The following is a 14,389-nucleotide window of genomic DNA, read 5'->3' on the forward strand; positions in this document are numbered from 1 at the left end:
CTGAGCTGAAAGACTAATCATGGCAATCAATCTAGAAATGCCCCGCAAGCTGCAGGCGGTCATCGAGAAGGGCCATCAGGGCGCCGCCGAGATGCTTCGCCCGATCTCGCGCAAGTACGACCTCGCCGAGCACGCCTACCCGGTCGAGCTGGACACCCTGGCCACCCTGTTCGAAGGCATCTCGAGCGCCAAGACCATCTCGTTCGCGGGCGCCGAGGCGTTCCGTGACGACGCCAACACCAAGGGCGAGAAGGTCACCGTCAACGGTGCCAACATGTCCGCGCTGCTCAACGCGCTGGAGATCAGCTGGGGCGATGTCGCCCTGCTGCTCTCGGTGCCGCGTCAGGGCCTGGGTAACGCCGCCATCTCCTCGGTGGCCACACCCGAGCAGCTCGAGCGCCTCGGCAAGGACGTGTGGGCCGCGATGGCCATCACCGAGCCGGGCTTCGGCTCCGACTCGGCGGCCGTCACCACCACCGCGGCGCTCGACGGCGACGAGTACGTGATCAACGGCGAGAAGATCTTCGTCACCGCGGGTTCGCGGGCCACCCACATCGTGGTGTGGGCGACGCTCGACAAGTCGTTGGGCCGGGCGGCGATCAAGTCGTTCATCGTGCCGCGCGAGCATCCCGGCGTCACCGTCGAGCGGCTCGAGCACAAGCTCGGCATCAAGGCGTCCGACACCGCGGTGATCCGCTTCGAGAACGCCCGCATCCCCAAGGACAACCTGCTGGGTGATCCAGAGATCCACGTGGAGAAGGGTTTTGCCGGGGTCATGGAGACCTTCGACAACACCCGCCCGATCGTGGCGGCCATGGCGGTCGGCATCGCCCGTGCCGCCCTGGAGGACCTGCGCGCAATCCTCACCGAGGCCGGCATCGAGATCTCCTACGACAAGCCGGCTCACGCGCAGAGCGCCCCGGCCGCGGAGTTCCTGCGGATGGAGGCCGACTGGGAGGCCGGGTACCTGTTGACCGTCCGCTCCGCCTGGCAGGCCGACAACAGCATCCCCAACTCCAAGGAAGCCTCGATGGGTAAGGCCAAGGCCGCCCGGGTAGCCAGCGACATCACCCTCAAGGCCGTCGAAATGGCCGGAACCGTCGGCTATTCCGAGCAGACCCTGCTGGAGAAGTGGGCCCGCGACTCCAAGATCCTCGACATCTTCGAGGGCACGCAGCAGATCCAGCAGCTGGTGGTCGCCCGCCGCCTGCTCGGCCTGTCCTCCGCCGAATTGAAGTGAAGTAGTTCGTTCGGCGACAAGACGCAAAACTGCCTCTTTCCACTGGGAAAGGGGCAGTTTTGCGTCTGCCGGGCCAATAGGGTGACGCCATGGACACATTCCAAGCGCTCGTCGCCCGGCAGGACGGGGACCGCATCGTCGCGGCGGTCGAGACACTGCAGGCATCCGAACTGCCGCCCGGTGAGGTCACCATCCGGGTCCTGTACAGCAGCGTCAACTTCAAGGACGCACTGGCACTGACCCCCAAAGGCGGTGTGGTGCGCGAGTATCCGATCGTCCCGGGCATCGACCTGACCGGTGAGGTGGTCAGCTCAGAGTCCGCCGACTTCGTGCCCGGCGATCTCGTGCTGGCCCACGGCTATCAGATCGGCACCGGCCATCACGGCGGCTACGCCGAATACGTGCGGCTGCCCGCCGACCAGGTCGTCGCCCTGGGCGCGCTGAGCCCGCGAGAGGGCGCGGCGATCGGCACCGCGGGCTTCACCGCGGCGATGAGCGTTCTCGCGCTTGTCGGCCGGGGTATCAGGCCGCCGCACGGGCCGATCGTGGTGACGGGGGCGACCGGCGGCGTGGGTTCGGTCAGCGTGGACCTGCTGGCCGCCGCCGGCTACCACGTCGTGGCGTCGACCGGAAAGGCCGATCAAGCCGATCACCTTCGTTCCCTGGGCGCATCGGAGGTGATCGGCCGGCTCCCTGCCGATCCCGACGCGAAGCCTCGGCCGCTGGGCAAGACACGGTGGGCGGCAGCGGTGGACTGCGTGGGCGGCGCCACCCTGGCCGAGGTGTTGAGCACCCTCGAATACGGCGGCGCGGTCGCGGCGAGCGGGCTCACCGGCGGCGCGGCGCTCAACACCACGGTGATGCCGTTCATCCTGCGTGGCGTGGCCCTGCTGGGCATCGATTCGGTGCAGCTGCCCATCGAGCCGCGACGCGAGCTGTGGGCGCAGCTGGGCGGAGCGCTCAAACCACGCCACCTCGATGAGCTCACCCACGAGGTCGACGTCAAGGATGTCGTCGCGGTGCTCGACGAGGTCCGGGCAGGGCGGTACTCCGGACGCGCGGTGGTGAAGGTGGCCGGCGGCTTCTGACGCGGGGATTACCCGCACATAGCGAAATCGCCCAGAACACAAGGTGTTCTGGGCGATTTCGTTATCGCGTGGGGTTCGGCTCAGCCGAGCACCCGCTGCAGGTCCGGAACCATGGCCTGCAGCTCCCGGGCCCAGTAGGCCCAGTTGTGCGTGCCGTTGTCCGGGAAGTTGAACACACCGTTGGTGCCACCTGCGGCGATGTAGTTGTCCTGGAAGGTGCGGTTGGTCTTGATGGTCAGGCCTTCGAGGAAGGTGGCAGGCAGGTCGCCGCCGCCGAGCTCGTTGGGCTGGCCGTTACCGCAGTAGATCCAGAGGCGGGTGTTGTTCGCGACAAGCGTCGGGATCTGCAGCATCGGATCGTTGCGCTTCCAGGCGCTGTTCGGGTCTTCCGTCGGACCCCACATGTCGTTGGCCTTGAAGCCACCGGCGTCACCCATGGAGATGTTGATCAGGAACGGCCACCAGCCCTCGGAGGGGTTGAGGAAGCCCGACATCGAACCGGCGTAGATGAACCGGTCGGGGTGGTAGGTCGCCAGGATCAGCGAGGCGGAACCGGCCATCGACAGACCGATGGCGGCGTTGCCGTTGGCTGCGACGTCGCGGTTGGCGGCCAGCCAGGCCGGCAGCTCGCTGGTCAGGAAGGTCTCCCACTTGTAGGTGACGCAACCGGCCTTACCGCACGCCGGCGAGTACCAGTCGGTGTAGAAGCTGGACTGGCCACCGACGGGCATGACCACCGACAGACCGCTGTTGAGGAACATCTCGAACGCGTTGGTGTTGATGTCCCAGCCGTTGAAGTCGTCCTGAGCGCGCAGGCCGTCGAGCAGGTACACCGCGTGCGAACCCGGCCCACCGCTCTGGAACTGAATCTTGATGTCGCGGCCCATCGACGGCGACGGGACCATCAGGTACTCCACCGGCAGGCCCGGCCGGGAGAACGCCCCAGCGGTTGCCGATCCGCCGGTAACGCCGATCAAGCCAGGCAGCATCAGCGCTGCCACAGCCGCCACCGTCATGCGGCGTGCCCAATGGCCACGAATCTTGTCAATGAAGGTCATACTGCGAATCCATCCGTCTTCCGGTCAATTACGCCAATTTGCGCGATCAGCGATCAGCATCGCCAAGCGACACCGCGGCGACCGAGGTCGCTGCACTGTCACGCCCGCTCGTCTGAGCCGGTGCCTCTGATGAGCGGACCGAAGAATTCAGTTGTTGCGCCATGAGTAAAGCACGCGCCCACGACGGGGGAAAACCCGCCGCGCGTCGCCGAACTGCAAATCTACGGATTCAAAAAAGTGAATTCGGCTTTATCTCCCGCCCGCCGACAAGCGATCTACCTGCGAAAACGCCTCGACGGGCCAGACCGCGCCCGCGGCGCCCCATGAACACCGATGCCTATCTGTTCACATCCGGTGTCCGGAGGGTTATCCGATCGTCGCCAACCAGTTTTCGAAATGCCTGTCCGGCGCCCTCGGGCGGGCCGCAAACGCAGACCATACTAAAAAGTATGGTAACTTCCCGGACATGACCTCGCCCCTGACCACCGACTGCTGCATCACCGACGAATTCGTCGCGCGACTGGCCGAGCGGGCCGCCGAAGCCGAGGAGTTGCGCAGGCTTCCCGACGCGACGGTGACCGACCTCGTCGACTCCGGTTTCACCGAACTCCTGGTGCCCGCGCGGTACGGCGGCCGGCAGGCGGATTTCCCGCAGATCCTGGATCCCGTGCGCCGGATGGCCCACGGCTGCACGTCGAGCGCCTGGACCATCGGCTTCCTGGCCCTGCACAACTGGATGCTGTCGCTGTTCGGCGAGCAGGCCCAGGAGGAGGCGTTCGCGCGCAGACCGTTCCTGGCTCCGGCCCCGCTCGCGCCGACCGGACGCGGACTGCCGGTCGACGGCGGCATCCGCCTGACCGGCAGGTGGTCGTGGGCCACCGGCGTCATGCACGGGAACTGGATCATCGTCGCCGCGTTGTGCGGCGCCGACGATGCGCTCTACCCGGCACTGGCGCTGCTACCCATCGGCGATGTGGCCGTGGCCGACGTGTGGCACACCGACGGCATGCGGGCCACCGGCTCCAACGACGCCATCGCCACCGACGTGTTCGTGCCGGAGCACCGGCTGGTGAAGGTGATCGACATCTATTCCGGCACGGCTCCCGGTGCCGGATTGCATGACAGTTCCGCCTATCGGTGGCCGATGGTGCCCGCCTTGGCGCTGCTGGCGGCGATGCCCGCCCTGGGCAGCGCGGAGAGGGTCACCGAGATCTACGCGCAGCGCCTCGGCGAGCGGGTGCTGCCCTATGAAGGAGTCGTACAGAAGGACAAGCCGATCGCCCAGGCGCATCTGGCCGGCGCCCAGGTGCGGGTGCGCGGGTTGCGCGCCCTGCTGGCCGACACCGTGGGCGAGATCGAGGCCATCGCGGCGGCCGGCGACTCGGTGGCCAAACCGGTACGGGCGCAGGCCCGGCTGGCGGCCGCGCACATCGTCAGCGAGTCCAAGGCCGTGATCGCCGACCTGCTGGGCGCGGGCGGGGCGAGCATCCACTTCCTGTCCAGTCCGCTGCAGCGGTTCAAACGCGACGTCGACGTCCTGTCCGGTCACGTGGTGTTCGACTACGACACCAGCCGCGAGTTGGCCGGTGCACTGGCGCTCGGGATGAAGATCCCCCGGACATCGATGATCTGACGGAGCCGATCTGATGAAGACTCTGTGGATCGAGGCCAGCCCCAAAGGGGACGACGCGCTGTCCTCGCAATTGGCGCAGGCCTATCTGGAAGCCGCCGACGGGGTCGGCGAAGTGGAACGGTTCTCGGTGTGGGACGACGACGTGCTGCGGTTCGGCCGGGATGCGGCGATCGCGAAGTTCGCGCAGCTGTTCGGCGAATCGATCACCGAGGATCAGCAGGCGGTGTGGCAGGTACTCGGAGAGATCGAGCGGGTACGCGGCTTCGACCGGCTGGTGGTGTCCTCCCCCATGTGGAATTGGCATGTGCCGCATGCGCTCAAGGCGTGGATCGACATCATCGTCCAACCGGTGGCCAGCTTCACCCTCAATGAGCGCGGTGAGCACGTGGGCACACTCGGCGAGGGAAAACCGTTGCAGCTCATCCTGACCCGCAGCAGCGCGTACGACGGGCGCCACCCGGAGCTGCAGGATTTCCAGAAGCCGTATCTGGAGTATGTGTTCGGGATGCTGGGCTACCGCGTCGACACTCTGGTGGTGGAGCCCACCACCAGATGGACACCGGCCGAGCGGGAACAGATGCGTGCCGAGGCCATCGAGCGGGCGCGCGCGGCAGGCCGCTGACCGGGAGGCAGGTTCACTCAGACTGCTTGAACATCTCCTTGACATAGGTCACGCCTTGGCCCCACGCACCCAGGTGCTGCCTGATGATCTCGTTGATCGGGCCATAGGTCTCGTCGCGGGCCCAGTCACGCTGGAACTCGGAGAGTAGTTGTGCCACCGACACCGGCGTGACACCTGCCTGGATCATGCGCTGGACAGCGGCGTCGTGAGCCGCCTGAGACGAACCGGCCGATGCGTCGACCACCGCGTAGACGTCGACGCCCTGTTCGTTGGCCGACAACGCAGGCAGCGCCACGCACACCTCGGTCCAGAGACCAGCGATGATCAGTTTCTTGCGGCCGGTGGCCGCGACCGCGTCCCGGATGCGACCGTCCTGCCAGGCGTTGATGAACGTGCGATCGATGATCCCGTGCCCTGGAAACACCTCGCGTAGCTCGGGAATCAGGTGCCCGCCAAAGGTTTCGGCGGCGATCGAGGTCAGGATGGTCGGGATCTCGAACAGCCGGGCCAGCTTCGCCAACGTTGTCACGCTGTTCACCAGGCTCTGCGGATCCGTTGCACTACGGGCGCCGAAGAGCATCTGCGGCTGATGGTCGATCAGCAGAAGTACCACGTCTTCCTTGGCGATGACAGACGTGATCTCGCTGTCCTTGAGGTCGGCACTGGCCATGTGGTGTGTCTCCTGTGTTGTCGGGATTGTCAGGAATGATCTTCTCGGGCAGCAGAACTCAGCGCATTTGTCCGTCGTGGATCTCGACCACGTATGCACCGGGGAACTGCACGATCGCGCTGTGCCCGTCAGGCGCGGCGTACGGGCCCCACAACACCGTGGCGCCGCTCGCCTTGGCCTTGTGCAACGTGTCGGCGACGCTCGGAACGGCGATACCCGCCGACTCCCGGCCGAACGGATACGGCAGCTGACCGTCGGTTCCGATGACGACCGTGTTCCCGTAGTCCGACGTGGTGACGACCCGGTGGTAGGTCTTGCCCTCGAGACCTATCTGCGCGCCGTCCGCCTTGGCGCTGTCGGACGCCGTCGTGCCCTGTGTGAAGGCCAGATACGAGTCCAGAAACTGGTTCATGCTGCTTTCCGGTACGTAGATCCGCAGATCTGGCTTCGTGGTCAGCGGTGGGTAGAGATTCGACGGCAGATCGAACAGGTGCCACAACTGCACGGCATTACCGGCCGGGAACTGGATGACCGCGTCCCGTCCCAACGGATCGTCGAACGGAGCCACCAGTACCTGGGCATCCGCGGCCGAGGCCTGTTTGACTCCCTCATCCACATCGGTCACACCCCACCCGGAGACCTCTCGACCGAAGGGATAGGGAATTCCGGTACTGAAGTCGTACACCGAGAGCGCGGCCACCGGCGACGACAACATGATGGCGGTTGCCTTGCTCGGGTACGGCGTCAGATCGATCCCATTCGCCGGCGGTTGTGCCGTGCCGCCGAAGGTCGCGATCCAGGAATTGACGAATGCGGCCGCGGTGCCCGGCTGGGCGTAGACGTGGAACGTCCGAAACGCCTCGCCGAGCGCGATCTTGGCCTTTTCCGGCGGCGCAGTGGAGCAGGCATTGGCGAACAGAACTGACAAGACGAGGAGTACGGACAATATGCGTTTGCGGCGAAGGCTTTTCATACCGGCATGGCCGTGAACGTGCATCACCACCACACGATCACGTGAATCGAGGTGCGCTCGCATCCGCAGCTGGCTAGTCGTGCCGGCCAGCCACCTGTCGGTACAGCCGCGAAACCACATTGTGGGCCGGTCATTTTCCGATTCCTGCAATCGAACGCGATGTTCAGGCATTGAAGGTTGTAGGCGCTGATCAGTCGGTCACGCGCCTGCTGGTGAGGAGCCGAACATGTCAACAAAGCACGACACGAATTCGCCGACGCGATTGGTGGTGGCCATGACCGGCGCGACGGGTGCCGCGCTGGGCATCCGGCTGCTCGAGGTCCTCGCAGAACTGAACGTCGAGACGCACCTTGTGCTCAGCGACTGGGCCCGGGCGACGATCAACCTGGAGACCGAGCACACCGTCGACGAAGTCCGGGCCCTGGCGGCGCACACCTACAGCGCCCGCGATCTCGCCGCCGGCATCTCCAGTGGATCGTTCCTCACCGACGGCATGGTCGTGTGCCCCTGCAGCATGAAGACCTTGAGCGCCATTCGGATCGGGTACAGCGACAACCTGATCACCCGCGCCGCCGACGTCACGCTCAAAGAAGGCCGCAAGCTGGTGCTGGTGGCTCGCGAGGCTCCGCTGAGCGAGATCCATCTGGACAACATGCACTATCTGGCACGTGCAGGTGCGGTGATCTTCCCGCCGATGGTCGCCTACTACGACCGACCCGCATCTGTCGACGAGGTCACGAACTATGTCGTCGGTCGCCTCGTCGATCAACTCGGCATTCCCCACTCGCTGATCAACCGCTGGAAGGACGGTCGGATGGCCGGCGAGGGGAACTCGGCAGTGACGCCAATCCATCGAACAAGCCCCGATCCGATGAGGAGAACAAAATGACGACCTCGACTCGCCCGCTGGAAAACGATCGGCCGGAGGTGTCGGCCACCGGCCCCGACCTCAGAAGCTGGCTGACCACGCTGCAGTCGGCCGGCCAGTTGCGGCGAGTCACGGCCCCCGTTGACTGGAACGAAGAGATCGGCGCGATCACCCGTGTCAACCTGTCCCTCGACGGACCGGCCCTGCTCTTCGAGAACATCATCGACCACCAGAGGACTCGGTGCACGAAGTTCCTCACGTCGGCGATCGGCAATCGGCGCCAGCTTCAGCTGATGCTGGGACTGCCTGAAGGAACCCGTGATTCGGAGATCGTCCGCCATCTCAAGAAGACGTTCCGAAACCCTGTCCCACCACGCATCGTCGAAACCGGGCCGGTCAAGGAGAACATCGTCCAGGGCGACGAGGTGGATCTGTTTCAGTTTCCGGTGCCCAAATGGCATGCGGCCGACGGCGGCCGGTACATCGATACGTTCTGCGGTGTCGTCACCGCGGACAAGGTGACTGGACGCGACAACATAGGCCTGTACCGAGGACAGGTCGTCGCCCGCGACAAGATCGCCAAGCTCATGGTGCCCAGTCAGGGCTGGGGTGGCCATATGCAGGAGTACACGCCGGAGCCGATGCCGGTCGCGATTGTCTACGGATGGCACGACGTCTTGCCGTTCTGCGCCGGCAGTCCCTTCCCGAGAAACGTCTGCGAATGGGACATGATGGGCGCCTTGCTCGGCCGGCCCGTGGACTTGGTGGCCTGTGACACGGTGCCACTGCATGTGCCGGCGAGCGCCGAGATCGTCGTCGAGGGATATCTGGACCCTCACCCCGCGACGTTTGTCGAAGAAGGGCCTTTCGCGGAATACCCCGGGTTCCTCGGCAGCGCCGCGCCGGCTCCGGTCCTGCGCGTCACCCGCATCACCCATCGTGACGATCCGGTGCTGCGCGGAACCCTCGAAGGGATCCGGCCCGGATTTTTCAACGAGGACAGCATCGTCAATTTCGCGCGCTCGGCGATCACCTGGAACATGCTGGAGGATCTCGGGATCGGCGGTATCAGCGACCTGTGGATGACCGAGGTGACCAACGGCCAGAACACCGTGGTGCAGATTCACAAGACCTACCGCGGCCATGCCCAGCAGGTGGCCGCCGCGTTGTGGGGAACCGGTGGATCGGTCTGGTTCCACAAGAACGTCATGGTTGTCGAGGAGGACGTCGACATCCACGACCCGGTTGCGCTGGACTGGGCGCTCACCTACCGGGTCAACGCCGGGCTCGGTGACATCGCCTTCTACGGGCCGACCATGGGTTCGCCGCTGGACCCGTCCACTCCCCCGGAGAAAAACGACAGTGCCCGGTTCGGGGCCGGTGAATGGACCCGGGTGCTCACCGACGCCACCCGAAGCTGGGAGTTCGACCCCCGCCCTGAGTGGGGCGGGCGCCACTATCCGCCGATCGACACCGTCGAGCCGGAGCTAGAGGCGAAGATCGCGGCCCGCTGGCAGGAGTACGGGATCGGCATCCCCTACCTCGACGATGTGCGACGAGAACTGCTGACCATGGCGGAACTGCGTAAACGCCTGCCCGAGGTGTGACGCCCGCAGCCGCCAACGACCAACAATTCGACACGATGAGAAAGCAGATTCACATTGACAATCCGGCTGGGACTTCAGGTTTCGAACTTCTCGTACGGCACCGGCGTCGCCGAGCTGTTCCCCACCGTGATCGCGCAGGCGAAGGAGGCCGAGGCGGCGGGCTTCGACTCGGTCTTTCTGATGGATCACTTCTATCAACTGCCCGGGCTCGGCACACCGGACGAGCCGATGCTCGAGGCCTATACCGCGCTGGGCGCCCTCGCGACGGCGACGGACCGCGTGCAGCTCGGCACATTGGTCACCGGCAACACCTACCGCAACCCGACGCTGCTGGCCAAGGCCGTCACCACGCTCGACGTCGTCAGCCAGGGTCGCGCTGTCCTCGGTCTCGGTACCGGATGGTTCGAATTCGAGCACGACTCAATGGGTTTCGAATTCGGCACCTTCACCGACCGCTTCAACAAGCTCGGGGAGGCGCTGCAAATCATCTTGCCGATGCTCGCCGGTGAACGACCCACCTTCGAGGGGAAGTACTACCGCACGCACGAGGCGATGGCCGAACCGCGCTTCCGCGATCATATTCCGCTGATCATCGGTGGTAGCGGCGAGAAGAAGACAATTCCGTTGGCGGCCAGACACTTCGACCACCTCAACATCAGTGCGGGCTTCGACCAGCTGCCCCACAAGATGAAGGTCATCCGGAATTGCTGCGAGCAGATCGGCCGTGACCCCGCCACGTTGGAGACCAGCACACTGGTCCTGGCCATCATCGACGAGAACGTCACCGACAGCGTCGTCCCCGACGATCTCAAGCAGCAGGTGGTATTCGGAAGCCCCGAGCAGGTGGTCGATCAGGTCAAGACCAAGGTGCTCGACTCAGGCGTAGACGGTGTGATCCTCAGCCCTGCGACGGGTCTGACCGGCTACCAGCCGGGTGGCGTCGCGGCCGTCGGGGAACTGTTGAGGCCGCTGCTCGACATGTGATCCGGGCCGGCGACGAGCCTCGGCAGCAAACACCGGAGCCGTGGCAGCGAATCCCCGAGCTGCGTCGAACCGGGGTCGCGTTATAGCGTCGTAACGTGTCGGCACCCCTGGAGAGCCATGCGCAGGAGATGACGGGCCGCCGGGCCGAACGGGCTGCACTCGACCAGCTCGTCGCGGCGCTTCGCGCCGGCGAGAGCCGATCGTTGGTCATCCACGGGGAGGCCGGCATCGGCAAGACCGCACTCCTGGACTACCTCGCGACGCGCGAGACCGGGGTACGCGTCCTGCGCGCGGCGGGTGTCGAGTCGGAGATGGAACTGGCCTACGCGGGGTTACATCAGTTGTGCGCACCTTTCCTCGACCGACTGGATCGCCTTCCCGCGCCACAGCGTGATGCCATGCAGGTCGCCTTCGGCATCAGCTCGGGTCCTACCCCCGACCAGTTCGTGTTCGGTCTCGGCTTGCTGGGGCTGCTCTCGCAATTGGCAGAGGAGAGGCCGTTGTTGTGTCTGATAGACGATCAGCAGTGGTTGGACTGCGCATCGGCGAAGTCGCTGGCATTTGTCGCCCGCAGGCTCGGCGAGGAGTCCGTCGGCATGGTATTCGCCACCCGGGAACGCAGGATCGAGGTCGCCGGCCTCCCTGACCTCCCCATCGCAGAACTGTCCGAAGCTGATGCACGCCTTCTCCTCGATTCAGTGCTCCGAGGCCCCCTGGATGCACGCGTCCGCGACCAGATCGTCACCGAAACCCACGGCAATCCCCTTGCACTGCTGGAACTTCCGCGAGGAGCATCAGCGGCAGAGTTGGCCGGGGGCTTTGTCCTGCCCCGGGCCGAATCACTCACCGGTGCGCTGGAGGAGAACTTCCGGCGCCGCTACACCGCCCTTCCGGCCGACACCCGCAGGCTGCTGCTGATCGCCGCGGCCGACCCGACCGGTGACGCCGCGCTGGTGTGGCGGGCAGCCGAGTTGCTGGGAATCGGACCCGACAGCGCGGTGTCCGCCGCCGACTCCGGACTGGCGGAAATCGGTACGCAGGTACGGTTCCGTCACCCGTTGGTGCGCTCTGCGACGTACTGGTCGGCATCGGGGGCGGACCGCCAGTCGGTACACCGCGCACTCGGAGAGGCGACCGACCCCGCGTTGGATCCCGACCGGCGCAGCTGGCATTTCGCCGAGGCCGCACCGGGACCGGACGCCGAACTATCCGACGACCTGGAGCGCTCCGCGGGGCAGGCCCTCGGACGCGGCGGGCTGGCGGCCGCGGCGGCGTTCCTCGAACGGGCGGCACTGCTGACGCTCGACCCTGCCCGCCGCGGCGAACGGGCTCTGGCGGCCGCGGAGGTAAAGGTGCAGGCGGGAAGGTTCGACGCGGCAATCGCCCTGCTGGCCACCGCGGAAGCCGGTCCGCTGGACGAGCGTCAGCGCGCGCGTATCGACCTGCTGCGCGCCCATCTCGCATTCGCGACCAGTCGCGGCGGGGAGGCGTCCCTGCTGTTGCTGCGGGCCGCAAAGCGATTCGAACCCGTCGACGCCGTCCGAGCCAGGGAGACCTACCTCGACGGCATCTCGGCCGCCGCATTCGCCGGTCGGCTCGCCAGCCCCGGCGGTACCGTGCTGGACCTGTCACGCGCGGCCACCGCTGCGCCGGCGGCCCCGCTCCCACCCCGGGCGATCGATCATCTGCTGGACGGGTTGGCGACGAACTTCGTCGAGGGATACCCAGCCGCCGTGACCAGCCTCCGCACCGCGCTGGCGAACAACCCCGGCGAGATGTCGGCGGCCGAGGAACTGCGGTGGATGTGGCTGTTCAACGAAGCGGCCCTGCACCTGTGGGACGACCAGCGCTGGAACACCTTGTCGGCGCGCTACCTTCAGCTGGCACGCGACGTCGGTGCACTCATCGAACTGCCTCTGGCACTCAGCACCCGCGCGATGATGCTGGTGTTCACCGGCGATCTGGCAGACGCGAGCGCACTCATCGAGGAGCAGTCCGCTGCCAGCGAGGCGACCGGCATCAACCTGGGTCCCTACGCCGCCGCATATCTCGCGGCGATGCGCGGCCGACAAGCTGAGACGACCACTCTGGCAGACGGCATCCTTACCGAGGTCCCGAGCCGCGGAGAGGGCATCGGCATCGCCATCGCCGAATGGACGAAAGCGCTTATGCACAACGGCACGGGCAACTACCAGGAAGCGATGGCCGCGGCCCAGCGCGCGCTTCATCATCAGGAATATCCGGATCGCCACTACCCCGGGATCGCGAACTGGGCCGCTCACGAGCTGATCGAAGCCGCCGCCCGTAGCGAGATGACCGATACGGCAACAGAAGCCACCGAGTGGATCACCGAGATGACAACCGCCAGCGGTACCGACTGGGCCCTAGGGGTCGGTGCCCGCTCGCGCGCGTTGCTGGCGCAGGGCGACGACGCCGAGCGTCTGTACCGCGAGGCGATCACCCGGCTGGGGACGAGCCTCGTCCGAACCGACCTGGCCCGCGCACACCTGCTCTACGGTGAGTGGCTGCGACGGGAACGGCGCCGGGTCGAGGCACGCGAACAACTGCGCACGGCGCACCAGATGCTGGAGTCGATGGGCATGTCGGCATTCGCCGACCGGGCCCGAAGGGAATTGCTGGCGACGGGTGAAACCGCTCGCAAGCGCTCGGCGCCGACCGTCACCGCCGAACTCACCGCACAGGAAGCCCAGATCGCCAGGTTGGCCCGCGACGGGCTCTCCAATCCCGAGATCGGCACCCGCCTGTTCATCAGCACCAAGACCGTGCAATACCACCTACGCAAGGTGTTCACGAAGCTCGGCATCACGTCACGGGGTCAGCTCGAGTACGTCCTGCCCTGAACGCCTGAACGCGAGCCTGGCCACGTCGGCTAGGCAGTGACCGATGCGAAGCAGGGCACCCCCGGCGGAATCTGGACGCAGTCGTCGGCCGCACCGGCCGACCCACCGCGAATAGGACCTCCACCGTGGCTGCACCATCTGTCGACATCGTCTACGACATCACCCTCCCCGATACGCCTCTGGTCCGCGACGTCACCGGCTTCGCTCGCGAAGCCCTCGACGATCTGCTGTTCGATCACTCGCGACGTGTCTTCTTCTTCGGCGTGCTGCAGGGCAGGAAGCGTGGCTTACAGCCGGACCTCGAACTCCTCTACACCGGCGCGATGTTTCACGACCTCGGTCTGACCGAGGGCTACCGCGACAGCTCCACTGTGCGCTTCGAGGTGGACGGCGCCAATGCGGCACGAGAGTTCTTGCTACAGCGCGGCATCGACGAGGCCAGCGCCCGTAATGTGTGGTTGGGCATCGCCCTGCACACCACACCCGGAGTGCCTGAGTTCTTGGCGCCGGAGGTCGCGCTCGTCACCGCAGGCGTCGAGACCGACGTGTTGGGCCTCGGCCGGGAAGACCTGTCTGCCGAGGCCCTTGCGGCGGTCGTCGCCGCACACCCTCGACCCGACTTCAAAAACCGTATCCTGCGGGCCTTCTACAAAGGCGTGCAGAAGCGTCCCGGCACCACCTTCGGCACCGTCAACGACGACGTCATCGCGCACTTCGACGGCTCGTTCGTCCGCGAGAACTTCGTCGACATCATCCTCGAGAACGGCTGGCCCGAGTAACCACTC

12 protein-coding genes are annotated in these 14,389 nt (G+C 66.0%); 9 read left to right on the forward strand and 3 right to left on the reverse strand.

The genetic code is table 11. From position 1 onward, the window contains the following. The first annotated feature begins 19 nt into the window (after window positions 1–19). Both G6N57_RS26965 and G6N57_RS26970 read left to right on the forward strand, forming a co-directional pair. Window positions 20–1,240, forward strand: a complete 1,221-nt coding sequence (locus tag G6N57_RS26965) for an acyl-CoA dehydrogenase family protein (RefSeq protein WP_077743673.1) — start codon at window positions 20–22, stop codon at window positions 1,238–1,240. Between the two features lie 89 nt (window positions 1,241–1,329). Continuing rightward, window positions 1,330–2,328 carry an oxidoreductase gene (locus G6N57_RS26970; RefSeq protein ID WP_077743672.1) on the forward strand — a complete coding sequence of 333 codons (999 nt, stop codon included), beginning with the start codon at window positions 1,330–1,332 and terminating at the stop codon, window positions 2,326–2,328. 80 nt (window positions 2,329–2,408) lie between these two features. Here G6N57_RS26970 and G6N57_RS26975 read toward each other — a convergent pair whose 3' ends face one another. After that, the gene (locus tag G6N57_RS26975) at window positions 2,409–3,386 is read right to left on the reverse strand and encodes an esterase family protein (RefSeq protein ID WP_036439827.1); all 978 of its coding nucleotides are present in this window, start codon (window positions 3,384–3,386) and stop codon (window positions 2,409–2,411) included. A 466-nt stretch (window positions 3,387–3,852) separates the two neighbouring features. Here G6N57_RS26975 and G6N57_RS26980 point away from each other — a divergent pair, with 466 nt between their 5' ends. Beyond that, window positions 3,853–5,019 carry an acyl-CoA dehydrogenase family protein gene (locus G6N57_RS26980; protein WP_077743671.1) on the forward strand — a complete coding sequence of 389 codons (1,167 nt, stop codon included), beginning with the start codon at window positions 3,853–3,855 and terminating at the stop codon, window positions 5,017–5,019. A 13-nt stretch (window positions 5,020–5,032) separates the two neighbouring features. Next, complete coding sequence (locus G6N57_RS26985) at window positions 5,033–5,641, forward strand: NAD(P)H-dependent oxidoreductase (protein ID WP_077743670.1); 609 nt, start codon at window positions 5,033–5,035, stop codon at window positions 5,639–5,641. Between the two features lie 13 nt (window positions 5,642–5,654). On the opposite strand, the gene G6N57_RS26990 is transcribed toward G6N57_RS26985, so the two are convergent. Then, the gene (locus tag G6N57_RS26990; protein WP_077743669.1) at window positions 5,655–6,311 is read right to left on the reverse strand and encodes a hydrolase; all 657 of its coding nucleotides are present in this window, start codon (window positions 6,309–6,311) and stop codon (window positions 5,655–5,657) included. 58 nt (window positions 6,312–6,369) lie between these two features. After that, complete coding sequence (locus G6N57_RS26995; RefSeq protein WP_197908761.1) at window positions 6,370–7,239, reverse strand: VOC family protein; 870 nt, start codon at window positions 7,237–7,239, stop codon at window positions 6,370–6,372. Window positions 7,240–7,510: 271 nt separating this feature from the next. On the opposite strand from G6N57_RS26995, the gene G6N57_RS27000 reads away from it, so the two are divergent. The 5 genes from G6N57_RS27000 to G6N57_RS27020 all read left to right on the forward strand — a co-directional run bounded on the left by G6N57_RS27000 (window position 7,511) and on the right by G6N57_RS27020 (window position 14,383). After that, on the forward strand, window positions 7,511–8,173 hold the full coding sequence (locus tag G6N57_RS27000; RefSeq protein ID WP_077743668.1) for a UbiX family flavin prenyltransferase: 663 nt from the start codon (window positions 7,511–7,513) through the stop codon (window positions 8,171–8,173). After that, entirely contained in the window at window positions 8,170–9,759 is a 1,590-nt protein-coding gene (locus tag G6N57_RS27005; RefSeq protein ID WP_077743667.1) for a UbiD family decarboxylase, read from the forward strand. The genes G6N57_RS27000 and G6N57_RS27005 overlap by 4 nt, the downstream gene beginning before the upstream one ends. Before the next feature lie 54 nt (window positions 9,760–9,813). Then, entirely contained in the window at window positions 9,814–10,743 is a 930-nt protein-coding gene (locus G6N57_RS27010) for an LLM class F420-dependent oxidoreductase (RefSeq protein WP_077743666.1), read from the forward strand. Window positions 10,744–10,871: 128 nt separating this feature from the next. After that, entirely contained in the window at window positions 10,872–13,604 is a 2,733-nt protein-coding gene (locus G6N57_RS27015) for a helix-turn-helix transcriptional regulator (RefSeq protein ID WP_077743889.1), read from the forward strand. 125 nt (window positions 13,605–13,729) lie between these two features. Beyond that, entirely contained in the window at window positions 13,730–14,383 is a 654-nt protein-coding gene (locus G6N57_RS27020) for an HD domain-containing protein (RefSeq protein WP_077743665.1), read from the forward strand. Window positions 14,384–14,389 lie beyond the last annotated feature (6 nt).

The sequence above is a fragment of the Mycolicibacterium boenickei genome (genome assembly GCF_010731295.1).
In the GTDB taxonomy this organism is placed as follows: domain Bacteria; phylum Actinomycetota; class Actinomycetes; order Mycobacteriales; family Mycobacteriaceae; genus Mycobacterium; species Mycobacterium boenickei.

Bases quoted from the DNA above. Each gene is read 5' to 3' on its own strand.
- G6N57_RS26965 (WP_077743673.1), top strand. From the start codon at position 20: ATGGCAATCAATCTAGAAATGCCCCGCAAGCTGCAGGCGGTCATCGAG.
- G6N57_RS26970 (WP_077743672.1), top strand. From the start codon at position 1,330: ATGGACACATTCCAAGCGCTCGTCGCCCGGCAGGACGGGGACCGCATC.
- G6N57_RS26975 (WP_036439827.1), bottom strand. From the start codon at position 3,386: ATGACCTTCATTGACAAGATTCGTGGCCATTGGGCACGCCGCATGACG.
- G6N57_RS26980 (WP_077743671.1), top strand. From the start codon at position 3,853: ATGACCTCGCCCCTGACCACCGACTGCTGCATCACCGACGAATTCGTC.
- G6N57_RS26985 (WP_077743670.1), top strand. From the start codon at position 5,033: ATGAAGACTCTGTGGATCGAGGCCAGCCCCAAAGGGGACGACGCGCTG.
- G6N57_RS26990 (WP_077743669.1), bottom strand. From the start codon at position 6,311: ATGGCCAGTGCCGACCTCAAGGACAGCGAGATCACGTCTGTCATCGCC.
- G6N57_RS27000 (WP_077743668.1), top strand. From the start codon at position 7,511: ATGTCAACAAAGCACGACACGAATTCGCCGACGCGATTGGTGGTGGCC.
- G6N57_RS27005 (WP_077743667.1), top strand. From the start codon at position 8,170: ATGACGACCTCGACTCGCCCGCTGGAAAACGATCGGCCGGAGGTGTCG.
- G6N57_RS27015 (WP_077743889.1), top strand. From the start codon at position 10,872: ATGACGGGCCGCCGGGCCGAACGGGCTGCACTCGACCAGCTCGTCGCG.